The 13583-nt window shown below is 42.8% G+C and carries 16 protein-coding genes and 1 tRNA gene; 12 read left to right on the top strand and 5 right to left on the bottom strand.

The window, feature by feature from the left end:
• Positions 1-166: 166 nt before the first annotated feature.
• Positions 167-1420: a DNA double-strand break repair nuclease NurA gene (locus BHR79_RS01835; RefSeq protein WP_072560649.1), complete on the top strand. Its 1254-nt coding sequence runs from the start codon at positions 167-169 to the stop codon at positions 1418-1420.
• A complete protein-coding gene (locus tag BHR79_RS01830) occupies positions 1413-3203 on the top strand; it encodes an ATP-binding protein (protein ID WP_072560647.1) in 1791 nt (596 codons plus the stop codon). The genes BHR79_RS01835 and BHR79_RS01830 overlap by 8 nt, the downstream gene beginning before the upstream one ends.
• On the opposite strand, the gene BHR79_RS01825 is transcribed toward BHR79_RS01830, so the two are convergent.
• A complete protein-coding gene (locus BHR79_RS01825) occupies positions 3204-4289 on the bottom strand; it encodes a PAS domain-containing sensor histidine kinase (protein ID WP_234970391.1) in 1086 nt (361 codons plus the stop codon).
• Positions 4290-4418: 129 nt separating this feature from the next.
• On the opposite strand from BHR79_RS01825, the gene BHR79_RS01820 reads away from it, so the two are divergent.
• Both BHR79_RS01820 and BHR79_RS01815 read left to right on the top strand, forming a co-directional pair.
• Positions 4419-4492: transfer RNA gene (locus tag BHR79_RS01820), tRNA-Lys, on the top strand.
• Positions 4493-4684: 192 nt separating this feature from the next.
• Positions 4685-4948, top strand: a complete 264-nt coding sequence (locus tag BHR79_RS01815) for a DUF3303 domain-containing protein (RefSeq protein WP_072560644.1) — start codon at positions 4685-4687, stop codon at positions 4946-4948.
• 15 nt (positions 4949-4963) lie between these two features.
• Here BHR79_RS01815 and BHR79_RS01810 read toward each other — a convergent pair whose 3' ends face one another.
• On the bottom strand, positions 4964-5365 hold the full coding sequence (locus BHR79_RS01810) for a hypothetical protein (protein ID WP_143743530.1): 402 nt from the start codon (positions 5363-5365) through the stop codon (positions 4964-4966).
• Positions 5366-5701: 336 nt separating this feature from the next.
• Between BHR79_RS01810 and BHR79_RS01805 the strand changes: the two genes are divergently transcribed.
• Entirely contained in the window at positions 5702-5872 is a 171-nt protein-coding gene (locus tag BHR79_RS01805) for a ribbon-helix-helix domain-containing protein (RefSeq protein WP_072359607.1), read from the top strand.
• Here the strand turns inward: BHR79_RS01805 and BHR79_RS01800 are convergent.
• From BHR79_RS01800 to BHR79_RS01790, 3 genes are read right to left on the bottom strand one after another with little or no spacing between them, the layout of a single operon-like run.
• A complete protein-coding gene (locus tag BHR79_RS01800; RefSeq protein ID WP_322787695.1) occupies positions 5862-6650 on the bottom strand; it encodes a sugar phosphate isomerase/epimerase family protein in 789 nt (262 codons plus the stop codon). The genes BHR79_RS01805 and BHR79_RS01800 overlap by 11 nt on opposite strands.
• Positions 6643-7077 carry an RNA-binding domain-containing protein gene (locus BHR79_RS01795; protein ID WP_072560640.1) on the bottom strand — a complete coding sequence of 145 codons (435 nt, stop codon included), beginning with the start codon at positions 7075-7077 and terminating at the stop codon, positions 6643-6645. The genes BHR79_RS01800 and BHR79_RS01795 overlap by 8 nt, the downstream gene beginning before the upstream one ends.
• Positions 7064-7615 (bottom strand): dephospho-CoA kinase, encoded by a 552-nt coding sequence (locus BHR79_RS01790; RefSeq protein ID WP_072560638.1) that lies wholly within the window; start codon positions 7613-7615, stop codon positions 7064-7066. Before BHR79_RS01790 ends, BHR79_RS01795 begins: the two co-directional genes overlap by 14 nt.
• A 68-nt stretch (positions 7616-7683) precedes the next feature.
• Here BHR79_RS01790 and dusB point away from each other — a divergent pair, with 68 nt between their 5' ends.
• The 7 genes from dusB (at position 7684) to dinB (ending at position 13580) form a co-directional block, all read left to right on the top strand.
• Positions 7684-8637 carry a tRNA dihydrouridine synthase DusB gene (gene dusB, locus BHR79_RS01785; protein ID WP_072560636.1) on the top strand — a complete coding sequence of 318 codons (954 nt, stop codon included), beginning with the start codon at positions 7684-7686 and terminating at the stop codon, positions 8635-8637.
• A gap of 194 nt (positions 8638-8831) precedes the next feature.
• Positions 8832-9377, top strand: a complete 546-nt coding sequence (locus BHR79_RS01780; protein ID WP_072560634.1) for a pyruvate ferredoxin oxidoreductase subunit gamma — start codon at positions 8832-8834, stop codon at positions 9375-9377.
• Positions 9377-9637 carry a pyruvate synthase subunit PorD gene (porD, locus tag BHR79_RS01775; RefSeq protein ID WP_072560632.1) on the top strand — a complete coding sequence of 87 codons (261 nt, stop codon included), beginning with the start codon at positions 9377-9379 and terminating at the stop codon, positions 9635-9637. Before BHR79_RS01780 ends, porD begins: the two co-directional genes overlap by 1 nt.
• Positions 9638-10852: a pyruvate synthase subunit PorA gene (gene porA, locus BHR79_RS01770; RefSeq protein WP_072560630.1), complete on the top strand. Its 1215-nt coding sequence runs from the start codon at positions 9638-9640 to the stop codon at positions 10850-10852.
• On the top strand, positions 10849-11727 hold the full coding sequence (gene porB, locus BHR79_RS01765; RefSeq protein WP_072560629.1) for a pyruvate synthase subunit PorB: 879 nt from the start codon (positions 10849-10851) through the stop codon (positions 11725-11727). The genes porA and porB overlap by 4 nt, the downstream gene beginning before the upstream one ends.
• Positions 11728-11751: 24 nt before the next feature.
• Positions 11752-12390, top strand: coding sequence for an endonuclease III (gene nth, locus BHR79_RS01760; protein ID WP_072560627.1), 639 nt, complete (start codon positions 11752-11754; stop codon positions 12388-12390).
• Between the two features lie 98 nt (positions 12391-12488).
• The gene (gene dinB, locus BHR79_RS01755) at positions 12489-13580 is read left to right on the top strand and encodes a DNA polymerase IV (RefSeq protein WP_072560625.1); all 1092 of its coding nucleotides are present in this window, start codon (positions 12489-12491) and stop codon (positions 13578-13580) included.
• The last annotated feature ends 3 nt before the right edge of the window (positions 13581-13583 follow it).

The raw sequence follows: 13583 nt of genomic DNA, 5'->3' as shown, positions 1-13583 counted from the left end.
TTTCAATATTAAACAGGGAATAATCGTTTGGAATTCAAACTATAAATGGCTTAATTCTTTTTATACTTTATGGTGATACATTTTCTATGAAAAAGTGGCGCCATCTGCTGAAAAATCCAGTCTATGTGAATAATTATATATTGTCAGAAACCTCATTTAGTATTAAATGTCACTTGAACCGATTCACATAAAAGCCATACAAGAAATCGCATCCGGTATTGAAATGGATGTAGAGCAAGAAGATGAAGATAACGATGCCACTGATCTTCTTGATTTTTTGAAAGAACTAAAATACGGCTCCAGAATTGTTTTGAAATCCATCGGGAGGTTATACAGGGGAAAGGTAGATATGGCCCGAATGTCACAATCAAAAGACCCTGTTGAAAGAACTCTTTCTTCTGATAGTGGAAGTACCAACACTTTTCTCTTTGATTCGGGACTTGCACTGGATTTCTGTCATTGTGCAATGGCTTCCTCGCCAAGCGATCTTGATATCCATTCAAAAAGAACAATTGTTGCTGCTACTTATTCCTCTTCTGCAAATGTTACTATCAACACCTCACAGGACTGGAAATTATTTGATAGGGGCAATGGCAGAAGTCGCCTGGTAAAAATTGAGGCAGGTCTGCTGGAGACCAGGGAAAAACGCCTTGTTCACAATATTGCTCTTTACCTTTCCGAGTCCGAACATATTCTCTGGATGAAAGATATTTTCACAAAGAGGGATTTTTTCATAATGGATGGTCCCATATATCCTAAACAGTTAATGTACTGGATGGTTGTGCCTTCTGAAGAAGTCAGAATAAGATATGACCCTACAGCATTGAAAATCTTGCAAAATTATATTGACATCATGGATCATGCAATGGATAATAGTCTCCCACTGGTAGGATTTGTGAAAAATCCTGAAGATATGCAGATCGTACAAACGCTTAAAAAGCAGGAAATGGAGCTGGATATACCCTGGCTGGTAGATGCCCAATTTTTCAAAAACGTCCTCCATCCTTCTGCTGAAGATTCACGTAATTGTATTACGTATACAAACTGGTTCATGCAACCCAACCAGTTCTATGAGAATATGCTCCAGACCACGAGTCCTTTGATGGATAGTTCTCTTTCCCACAAGTATGATGCAGAGGATTATGCATTGACATTTTTTGTAATCTATGTTCCTGCTATGAATGTTCTTTTTAAAGTAGAATCTCCTTATGGCTTGACAAAAGATGATGATATGAGGCACCTGATCACCCGCAAAGTATTATATGATATTTCAGTAGGCGGTATTCCACCGACACTCTCCAAGGTGGATTCAATAGCAAAGATACGCAAAAAAGAAAGGAAACAGGTTCTTGGACAATTCAATAAACTCAGGGTTGATACGAAATACAACGATATACGCTGGAGTGATACAGATGGATAATGATGACGATATACTTGCTTATGCCACAGGTGATAAGGGGGACAGTGTATCCTCGAAAGAACCGGTTGAAGATTTTGAGGAATATGTTCCTGATAAGGTGGATAATCCGGATGAATCATCCTTTGATGATGCGCTGGGTACAATTACAACAGGTATTGACCCCCTGGAAATAACTGAAGCTGGTGCACGACTTACTGGTTATATTACTTCTTCTCACAGGCCGAATGTCAGGCTTGGTACATATGTACTGGTTCCCTACGGAGATGAAGATCTGTTTGCAAGGGTCTGGAAGCTGCAGTACCTTCAGGAATTTGAAGTGGATGATGCGACAGAGTTGCATTCCAGGAGGATGTTAAAGGCCAATAATACCAATGAGATAGATTACAAATTCCTTGCATATCTTGACCCTCTATGTATCCTGTCTCCTGCAAAGACAGGACTAATGCGTCGCATGGCCGACAGGCTTCCCCGTCCCAATACTCCGATACTACCGGTTTCTGAAAAACTCAAGATCCAGACAGGTCTCAACATTCCTACCGAAGGTATTTTTCTGGGACATTTGAGTGTGGGGGGTGAACTTGTCAGGACACATGCTTCACCTCCAACAGTTGCCTACTATCTGCGCAATGATTATTCAATGGGGGATCCGCTAATGTTCCGTCATATGCTGGTGTGCGGAAGTACCGGTACGGGCAAAACTTTTCTTACAAAGAATATTCTGCGCCAATTCCTGGCATCGGATAACCAGTATCTTGTAAGGGGTGAACAGGGCAGAAAGAAAAACCCGTGTCTTGTGATAATGGATCCACAGGATGAATATTCCCAGTTGTTTGAGGATAATGCGGATATAGGATATTCCGATGAAGTAACCTTTGCAGAAGAGGACGTCTTGCATGGGGGCCATCAGGATACAAGAACATTCCTGGCAAGTGTGGACGGTCAGTCTTATCCGGGCAAATCCCGTGCACAACAAATGGAATTTACAATTCCTTTCGAACTTGTAAGGAATAATTCCTGGTTGATATCAGCAGCTGAATTGACTGAAAACCAGTATATAGGCCTTGAGCTGTTGATTGAGGATTATTTCAAGACTCCTGCAAATCATACCTATCAGGGATTTACAGGCTTCATTGCGGATGAAGGCACACGTTCTGTTTATGTTGATAGTGGGAAAATCCATGAATCCTCCTATGATGCTATTGTGCGTAAGGTCAAAAACCGCTCTTTCAGCAGGGTATTTGACCAGCCGGCAAAACCGATAACCGAAATACTTGATGAAGTTTTCAAGCCGGGCAGGGTTAGTGTTTTCCCGACTGAATATATAAACAATAGCCGTATCAGGGATCTCATTACTCTCACCTTGATGACAATTGTAGTGGATAATAAACTCAGCACATCAGGCAACGATTCTGTTAAGAAAACCCCTGTATTACTGGCTCTGGATGAAGCACACAGGTATCTTTCCGGTGCGATGTCGGCCCATTCAAGACGTATCGTTTCCAGATTCGCAGATGCAGCCAGGCAGGGGCGCAAAGAAACACTTGGACTTTTCCTGATTACCCAGGACCCACAGGATATCGATGACACGGTGCTCAAGCAGATAAATAGCCGGATTATTCTCAATCTCTCAAACGACAATGCCATAAATGCATTAAATGTTCCACTGGAATTTGAAAAAAGGATTCCTTATCTTCGCAAGGGGCAGATGATAATTCAGAGTCCGGATAACAGTGATATTGTGGAGGTAACCGGTCTGCATAAATGTGTGGTAAAACACGCCTGATCAGGCACGGGGGATAGTGGCCCAGAAAATACTTCCCTTTCTATCTTCCCTGTCTTCAACACCTGTCTGGCCGCCATGTAGCTCCATTATCTTTTTTACAATTGCAAGTCCAAGTCCGGTCCCTTTTATACTGACAGATGATCCTGCTCTTTCGAACCTCTCGAATATGAGTTCTTTTTTATCATCGGGTACTCCCTCACCCTCATCGATGAAAAGTATTTTCCACATATCATTGTCTTTAATTATATCTATGGTAATGTGACTTTTTTCAGGCCCGTATTTTATTGCATTTGAAAGCAGGTTGGAAAATGCTTCCTGGATTGATTTGTGGATGTTTGCAGGATATTCGCCGCTGACATTTATTTTCAGGTCAATCTCTTTTTCTTGAATTTCTTCTGCATATTCGTTTGCGACCTTTTTCAACATCATGGCAAGGTCTGCTTTTTCGAATTTGATGTCTGTGAGGGTATCAAGTTTTACGAAAACAGATGCATTTTCAATAAGTTCCAGTATTCTGTCTATGTTCCTGTTGATAGTAATGGCCATCTTCTTTTTTTCTGTATCCTCTTCCCTATCTACCAGCAACTGTGAGTAACCCTTAATTATTCCTGCAGGATTTTTCAGATCGTGACTTACGATATCACCGAATAGCTCTTTGACATGATAATTTTTTTCAAGAGTGTTGGTATATTGTTCGAATCTTTTTTCTGCATCCCTCCTCTCTGTTATATCTCTGATTATTGCCATGTCAGCTGGCCTGTTGTCGTAATCTATGTAAGATGCACTGATCTCTACAGGAACCCTTACTCCTTGTTTGCTGAGCATTTCTGTTTCATATCTTTCAGGGATGTCGGGGTCTTTTTTGAGCCTGCGATGATATCGTTCGCTGATCATATTGATGTTTTCAGGAGGAAAGATGTTTTTGAAATTCATTCCCTTAAGTTCTGCGGGTGTATATCCGATAATCTCTCTGAACTTAGGATTTGCAAATATTATGGCCTCGTCCTGAATTATTATTATCCCGTCATTACTTTTTTTGACCAGGGTGGAATACATATCCGTAGGATATTGTTTTGATTTGTCCATTTCTCCCACAATTACTCCCCATTTCTTTTAGCGATAAATTAGTTCCTAATAGTGCTATGTACTGTTTTTGTTTTATCTTTTTGCCGAAACGTATATATTCAGGTAATACCTATGAAGGGCCGCACAAATGGGCCGGTAGCTTAGTCAGGCAGAGCGATGGACTCTTAATCCATAGGCCGAGGGTTCAAATCCCTTCCGGCCCGCCTATTTTGTTATTCTTTACAATTTTTCAAATCATATTCAATATTTTTCTTTCTTCGATTCTGGATAAAAATAGGCTAAACAACAAAACCTATATACTACTTTCTTAATATTTATTGATAAGGAATGGGGTTCCGTGGGGTGATATTAAACCATCTATCTCATTCCCTGGTATAAATGGAGGATTTGAAAATATGTTATATATGGATGTTAGTACATGGGAACCTACTCTCAGTGACAAGGTAATTGAACACTTTAAGGAACTAAAACCACCTACAGGTATCAATATAATAAAACAGTGGGTTGACCTTACAGGAGGACGTTATTTCATCCTCTACGAATGTGATGATGCAGAAGCCTATGCGGCTTTCAACCTTCCATGGTCTGATATCTGCGAAATAGACAGTGTTCCTGTTATGGAATCAACTGATTTCATAAAACTAATGTCAAAGCAATAATTTATAAGGGAAGTTTCAATCTTCCCTTATAAGTTCTACTTCTTTTTTATCGTTGCCGATTTCTATCTCAACAATTCCTGGATTAAATGGGGTTGTATCATAAGTATAACTAATATTACCTTCAGGATCGGCTCGAATGACCTGTGAGGCTTTTACATCCATCTGGACCGTTTCTGTATTTTCCTGAGCATCCCCGCTTATGTTTATATTGAAGGTGCCAGAAGGCACATTTGTGTCTATATATGTGGCAACTGACTCTTCAGCATCCCTGTGTTGTCGGAAAGGCATCAACATTTTAACGGTAAATGTCATGTTCTTTACAGGCCTTGTTTGGACTTTAAATTCATTAGGCCCTTCTGGAATTTGCACTTTCCGGAAATCATGACTGTACCTGCCATCATGTACCTCAACTGCCAAATTGAACCTCACGATCATGTTTATGCGGGTGTCAGGCTTAGTATTGCCCTTTATTGTGATGTTTTCCCCGGGTTTGAGCCTCTTGTGTGATACATCCCACTCAATATCGGAGTCCTTTGTGTCTGGCTTTTTTTCTATAGGTTTAAATATAGAGCTTATTATTTTGTAAAACCCCAAAAATATGTTATATCCTGTTGTTGAAATAGAAAATCCCCCTTATTTTTATAAGAATAATTGAAAGGATGCCGATTTATTTTCTTAGGCCCGTTTTCAACGAGTCGTTTATATGTATTATCAGTTATTATCTTATATAAAATTCACAGGAGAGTGAGATTTATGCCCAAGGTTAGTGTGGATATCCCCCAGCAATTGCTGGATGATCTTAATTGTCACGTAGGGGAAGATAGGAAATTCGTGAGCCAGTCGGATGCTATTCGGACTGCAATACGTAAATTACTGGACAGGATGGATGATGTGGATACAAGGCATGGAAGAGTTAAAGAATAAGATTTGATTTTAAATATTCCATACATTCTGTACCATTTTCCAGATTTTTCATTTCTGTAATGAACAACCCTTCATAACCGTCAACCCTGTCAAATACTTTTTTCCAATCTATACAACCCTTGCCAAGAGGGAGGTGTTCATCTCGTTTTTCATGGTTGTCATGTATGTGGGAATGGACCATTACTTCTCTGCAGGAATCCAGAAACTCATCAAGCAGGCCCATTGTATTGGCATGGCCGATATCCAGTGTCATGCCTATATTATCCGAATCAACCTTTTCTATAATTTCCAGTATTTCAGCAGGATATTTTCCGAATATGTGGGGCATAGCTGGCATATTCTCCAGTGCGAGCATAATTCCTTCTTCCACTGCAATCGTGCTTATCTCTTTCAGGGATCCTATCGTATTATCCCAGGCTTTTTCGGGATATAATGCTCCTTCAGGGGAGAGATAACCAGGATGGATTACTGCGATTTCAGCAAGACCTGATGCCATGTGCAGGCAATGTCCCATCTGCCTTATAATTTCTTTATGTATACCGGGATTGAGGGTTGCAAGGTTTATGTCAGAAAATGGCATGTGTATTGTGAAGGTCAGGTTTGTTGTATCCTTTATCTGTTGTACCCTGTCAATGTTTTCAGCAGTAATTTTCTGCTTTCCTTCCTGCACAAGTTCGATTGCTGAAAATCCCATCTCTTCCAGTTCATAAGCCCATTCTAGAGGCATTTCCCCGCTTGCCCTTGCAGAAAACCCGATTGCCGGTGGCAACTTATTCACCTTCTCTTAATGGAGGCATTTCCTTTTCATAAACAGGTTTTCCTTCTTCTGTGGGAGGTGCTAACCAGTTAATTATATCTTCCAGTTCCCCTTCATTGCATTTAATTTCCACATGGATCGACCCGAGCTCTTCTTCTCCTGCAGGAAAACTGATGCGTCCCACAAAAGCAACCTGTTTATTGAGCATGAAACTTATTTTTTCTTCCGGGCTTTGTGTTCCTTTTTCGAGAACGGATCTTGCGGTATCGAGAATTTCTTCATCCCGCAGCAGGCGGTGGAATATTTGCAGGTCACGATGGTCGCAATCTATAACTGCGACATTATCATCTAAACGGGGTGTAAGACCACTAATTCTTGTAAGTGCCCCACAGACCTTTGAGGCATCCTCTGTTGGATTTACAGGAGCCCATAACTTAACACTGGCCATTTATCCTTTCCACCGTGTCTTTTACGTGTTGTCTGAATTCCTTGAGACTGGCGGTGTTGTCAATGGTTACATCGGCATTTTCCATTGCCTGTCCCATTCCCCATTTCATTTCCCTTTCGTCCCTTAGTTTCAAATCTTCGATTTTTTGCATATCATCGCTTCTGCATCTTTTACACACACGTTTAAACCGGTTTTCAAGAGGGCTGCTTATAGCTATTAATGAAAATTCATTTCCAAATTCTTTCTTGAAAGTTTCCACCTCTGCAATCCCGCGGACGCCATCTATCACAACAACATCGTTATCTTTCTGTTTGATTTTCGGGATACATCTCCTGGCAACGGCATCCATGCCTTCTTTATCCCTCAGGTCATTGGCTACCATTCCCGTGTTGCTGTCTGTTGGATCGAGCTGGCGGTGCTTGACCTCTTCCCGGATCACATCTCCCATATTGATTACGTTAAGTCCCATATTACGAATTACTTTTGAGGCTTCGGATTTCCCGGAGGCGGGCATTCCTACAAAGGCTATTATTTTCATGAGTTGCTTCTCCTTTCCTGCCCTATGATATGTTATTATTTATATATCGTTATCCCATAGAACATATCATGCAAATCGGAAAGATAAGGCTTGGAGGAAACCTTCTGCTTGCTCCAATGGCAGAGGTGACCAATCTTGCCTATCGGGTAATTTGCAGGCGCAGGGGTGCATCTTTTGCTTTTACCGAGATGATAAATTCCGAGGCGATACTGCATGACAATGCAAAATCACATCAGATGGCGTTAAGTTGTCCGGACGAGGGTATATTTGGTGTCCAGATATTTGGCAGTTCCCCGGTTTCTATGGCAAAAGCTGCCTGCCTAATTGAAAGTGAAACATCTCCCTCAATTATTGATATCAATGCGGGTTGCCCGTCCCCCAGGATCCGAAAAACGGGTGCAGGTTCAATGCTTATGGAAAACCCTGATGTGCTGGAAAATATTATACAGTGTGTAGTGGAATCAGTAACTGTGCCGGTTACTGTAAAGATACGAGTATTCAGGGATGTATCACAGACTGTAGAGCTCGCATCAAGGCTTGAAAATGCCGGTGTCTCAGCCGTAACAGTCCATGGAAGGACTGCCATGCAACAATATTCGGGGGTGGCGAATCATTTGTACGCTCGCAGGATTAAAGAAAAGTTATCAATTCCTGTTATTGCAAACGGGGATATCCGGGACGGTGCTTTTGCTGCCCGGGTACTTGAATATACAGGATGTGACGGTCTTATGATAGGGAGGGCAGCCATGGGGAATCCTGATATCTTCTCAAGGATAGCGGCATCCCTTGAAAGCGGCACGGAGTTTCCTCCTGCCGGTTGTGATCAGCGAAAAAGCAGTCTGGAGGAATATCTGAAACTACTGGAAACCTATGGATTGGACAAAAAAGTAAACCTGGCAGCACATTCTGCATGGTTTACCAGGGGTCTTGCAGGTTCCAGGGCTTTTCGCAAATCCATCCAGAACGTAAAGAGTAGTGAGGGCATTATATCCAGGATGGAAATGCTATGCAGGGAGACCTAATTGTTCTTTTGGGATTTTTAAAATAAATTTCTGTCATTTGTTATCACCGAAAAACTAAATAGGAATTAGCTATTCTACACAATTAAACATTGCATTTATTCCAATTACCATCCAACCGGTAATTGTTGATGCATGCGGGTTTGTATCCGCTATCTACAATTATATGTCCATTACGTTTGTTACGGAGAATACAGATGAAAGAAATAAGAGTACATGGTCGAGGCGGACAGGGTTCGGTTACAGCAGCCGAACTGCTAGCAGGAGCCGCTTTTGAGGATGGCCAGTTCAGTCAGGCATTCCCGGCCTTTGGTGTCGAAAGACGTGGAGCACCGGTTCAGGCTTTCACAAGGATCAGTGATGCCCCAATCAGGCTCAGGAGCCAGATTTATGAACCAGATTACATAATCGTTCAGGATCCCACGCTTCTTGAGGTAGTGGATGTTGCAAGTGGGGCAAAGGACGATGGTATTATAATTATTAATTCTGATTTTGCTCCGGAAGATTTTGATCTTGACACAAATGCCCGTATAATGACCGTGAATGCAACAAAAATCGCTCTTGATATCATTGGCAGGCCGATTGTAAATACTGTTCTTTTAGGAGCCTTTGCCGGTGCTACCGGAGAGGTCAGGGCCAGTTCAATTGTCAATGCCGTAAAGGAGCGTTTCTCAGGTAAGATCGGAGAGAAAAACGCAGAGGCTGTACAGAAAGCCTATGATTTGATGGCGGAGGAAAAATAATGAGCATATCACTTGGAGGAGTCTGTGAACCCGGTACCACGAGGGTAAACAAGACCGGTGGCTGGAGAACCTTCAGACCAGTCTTTGATTATGACAAATGTATTAAGTGCAAATTATGTGAACTGCTCTGTCCTGACATGGCGGTGTTTCCCAGGGATGACGGATTCTTTGAATTTGACTATGATTACTGCAAAGGTTGCGGAATCTGTGCCAATGAATGTCCCACAGAAGCCATCGATATGGTATTGGAGGAAAAATAAATGACTGTTATACGTACCCTTGATAAGGATAAAATGAGTGTGGCAGAGGGTTCATATGCCGTTGCACATGCGGTGAAAATATGCAGGCCAAATGTTATTTCCGCATATCCTATCACACCACAGACCCATATTGTTGAAGACCTTTCCCAGTTTATGGCCGATGGTGAGATTTCCAACTGTGAATATATAACAGTGGAATCCGAGTTTTCCGCCCTTTCGGCCCTTGTGGGATCCGCTGCAGCAGGTGCGAGGTGTTATTCGGCCACAACCTCCCAGGGTCTGGAACTGATGCACGAAGTTCTTTTCAACATGTCAGGGATGCGCCTGCCAGTTGTAATGACCATAGCAAACCGTGCGGTCAGTGCCCCTATCAACATCTGGAATGATCATCAGGATTCAATTTCCCAGCGTGATACCGGCTGGATCCAGATGTATGCCGAAGATCTACAGGAAAGTTCTGATATGACCGCCCAGGCTTACAAGGTAGCAGAAGATAAGGATGTAATGATGCCTGCAATGACCTGTATGGACGGCTTCATCCTGTCTCACGTCTACGAGCCCCTGGTCTTGCTGGAACAGGACCTTGTGGATGAATATCTGCCACCCTATGAACCGGAATATACCCTTGATCCCAAAAACCCGCTGACATTCGGTGCTTTTGCAGACCCTACTGCCTATACTGAATTCAGATATCTGCAGCAACAGGCAATGGATAATGCCCTGCCCAAGATAGAAGAAGCTGCCAATGAGTTCTATGAGATATTCGGCAGGTACTACGGTGGCCTGATAGATGAATACGAAACAGAAGATGCTGACATCATACTCATGGCGATGGGTTCACTTGTGGGAACCATCAGGGATGTCGTGGATAAACTCCGTGCAAAGGGAATCAAGGTCGGTTTGCTTAAAGTAAGGACTTTCAGGCCATTCCCGGCAGAAGCAATAAGGAATGCTATCAAGGGTGCCAGAGTCGTTGTCGCACTTGACAAGAATATCTCATTAGGACTCAATGAAGGAGCCCTGTTTACAGAAACCAAGGCAAGCCTGTATAATACTAAGATTGATGTCCCGATAGTGGGCCGTATGATCGGACACGGTGGTCGTGACATACCTGTAAAAACCATTGAGGATATCGTGGAGGAAGCCAAAGGCATTATCTCTTCGGGTATCAATACTGAGAGCAAATATGCTGATCTGAAGGAGGATTTGTTGTGAAATCATTGTTTACATCAGGACACCGGGGTTGCGCAGGTTGCTGTGATGCAATGGTGGCCAAGTTCACCCTTATGGCCGCAGGGGAAGACTGTATCGTTATATCTCCTACCGGCTGTCTGGAAGTTATGAGTACACCTTACCCTGAAACTTCCTGGGAGGTTCCCTGGATACATTCCCTTTTCGAGAATGCAGGTGCTGTGGCTTCCGGTGTGGAGGCTGCCCTTAAAGCAATGGGTAAGAAAGGCGACACCAAGGTAATCGCACTGGCAGGAGATGGTGCTACTCTTGATATAGGGATGAGATCCATTTCCGGTGCTTTTGAGAGGGGCCACGATATAACCTATGTATGTATGGATAACGAGGCATACATGAATACCGGAGTGCAGAGAAGTGGTGCTACACCCTTTGATGCGTCTACCACAACAAGCCCTGCCGGAAAGGTTTCCTATGGGAACCCCCTGCCTAAAAAGAACATGCCTGCAATAATGGCAGCTCATGGTTCTCCATACATTGCTACAACTTCCCTGGGTTATCCCAAGGATATGATCAAGAAGATCAAGAAAGCAACCGAGATTGAAGGCCCAACCTACATTCATGCCCATGCTCCCTGTACCACAGGATGGGGTTTTGACACTTCCAAAACTGTGGAAGTTGCAAAACTGGCAGTACAGACCGGCCTGTGGCCGCTGTATGAAATGGAGAATGGTGAAGTTACAAAGGTGCGCAAGATAGGCAAACAGAAAAAACCTGTAGAGGATTATCTTAAGATGCAGAAAAGGTTTAAACATCTTTTCAAAATGGAAGGCGGAGAGGAACAGCTCAAACTGATCCAGGCACTTGCAGATAAAAACATTGAAGATTTCGGGCTTGAATAAGCCTGAATCTTATTCTCTTTTTCTATGACACCAAGTAATCTTTCTAATTTCCCTCAAATATGGGAAATTCTTAAAAAGGAGTATCCTGATCCACAGCCTGCTCTTCATTTCAAAACCCCGCTGGAATTACTTGTAGCCACTATCCTATCTGCCCAGAGTACGGATGTGCAGATCAATAAAGTGACACATGAGTTGTTCAAGAAATACCGTTCGGTCTTTGATTATGCGGATGCGGACATCAGTGAACTGGAAAAGGATATCTATTCTACCGGGTTCTATCGCAACAAGGCCAAACATCTCCAACAGAGTGCCAAAGTTATCATCGAGGAGTTTGATGGTGAAGTTCCTTCTACGATGGAAGATCTGTTAAGACTTCCCGGCGTGGCTCGCAAAACTGCTAATATAGTGCTTGCAAGGGGTTTTGGTGTAAAAGCGGGAATTGCGGTGGACACCCATGTCAAACGTCTTGCTACAAGGCTGGGTTTTACTGAAAATAAAGATCCTGTCAAAATTGAAAAAGATCTGATGGAGCTTGCTGACAGGAATGAATGGGATGATTTTTCCCTGACCCTGATATTACATGGCAGGAATGTATGTTTTGCCCGCAAGCCCGCCTGTGAGAAATGTGTTGTAAATCACCTATGTCCATCGAGTTTGGTTTGATATCTCTTTATAGTTCATTTTATTTTGCTATCTGTAACAAAAAGAATGTGAATCTTTTTCCACAAACTATACAAATCTAAAAAACCTCTCTTTTTATTATGTTACGTATTGTTGTCCATGTGGACATGGACTATTTTTATGCTGCTGTCGAGGAGCGTGAAGACCCTTCCCTTAGAGGCAGGCCTGTAGTGGTCTGCATGTATTCGGGGAGAGGGGAGCACGGAGGCTCGGTAAGCACTTCCAATTATACAGCCCGCAAATATGGTATCAAATCCGGAATTCCTTGTTCCAGGGCCATTAAACTGAATCCGGATGCGGTTTTTCTTCCCGTAAGGAAAGAATTTTACACTGAAGTTTCTGACAGTATCATGGAAATACTGCGCTCGCATGCGGATAGTGATGAATCCTTTGAGCAGATCAGTATAGACGAGGCATTCATCGAAGTTACAGAAAATTGTAACGGTGACTTTGAATGTGCCCGGAAAATGGGTGAAGATATTAAGCAAACGATTCTCGAAAAAGAACAGCTAACATGTTCTGTGGGGATTGGGCCCAACAAACTCATTGCCAAAATGGCCTCCTCAGAAAATAAACCCGATGGGCTTACGGTAATTTCGAAAAATGATATCAGTTCATTCCTGAAGGACCGGTCCCCTTCCCAGCTCTGGGGTGTGGGGGATGTCACAGCCGGCAGCCTTGAACAGATGGATATAAATACAGTGGGGCAACTTGCTTCTTCGGATATTGTGTCTCTTATAGATGCTTTTGGTAAAAAGAAAGGCTCATGGCTCAAAAAGGCTGCACAGGGAATTGATGATTCTCCTGTCAGGCAACGGGAAGGTACTGAACAGATTGGCAGGATAGCCACTTTGCCGGAAAATTCATCGGATCACGATTTGATAATGCCTGTTCTGGATAACCTTGCCGATGATGTGATCAGAAAGACAATCGAAAGAGGCGTTTCTTTTCGTCAGGTTACACTGATCGTGATCACATCTGATTTCAAAACCCAAACTCGTAACCATACGCTCCAGAGAGCGGTTGCTGGAAAAGAAATTCTGAGGACAAATCTGGATAAATTGCTAACAAACTTCCTTGGGGAAAACAAATCGACCATTCGCCGAATTGGAGTTAGGGTTGCCGGGTTACAGGAAGTATCGTCTCAGACAACACTTGCTTCTTACTTTTGAGGC

The sequence above is a fragment of the Methanohalophilus halophilus genome (assembly GCF_001889405.1).
Lineage (GTDB): Archaea > Halobacteriota > Methanosarcinia > Methanosarcinales > Methanosarcinaceae > Methanohalophilus > Methanohalophilus halophilus.
This window is presented reverse-complemented; position numbering and strand designations above follow the sequence as displayed.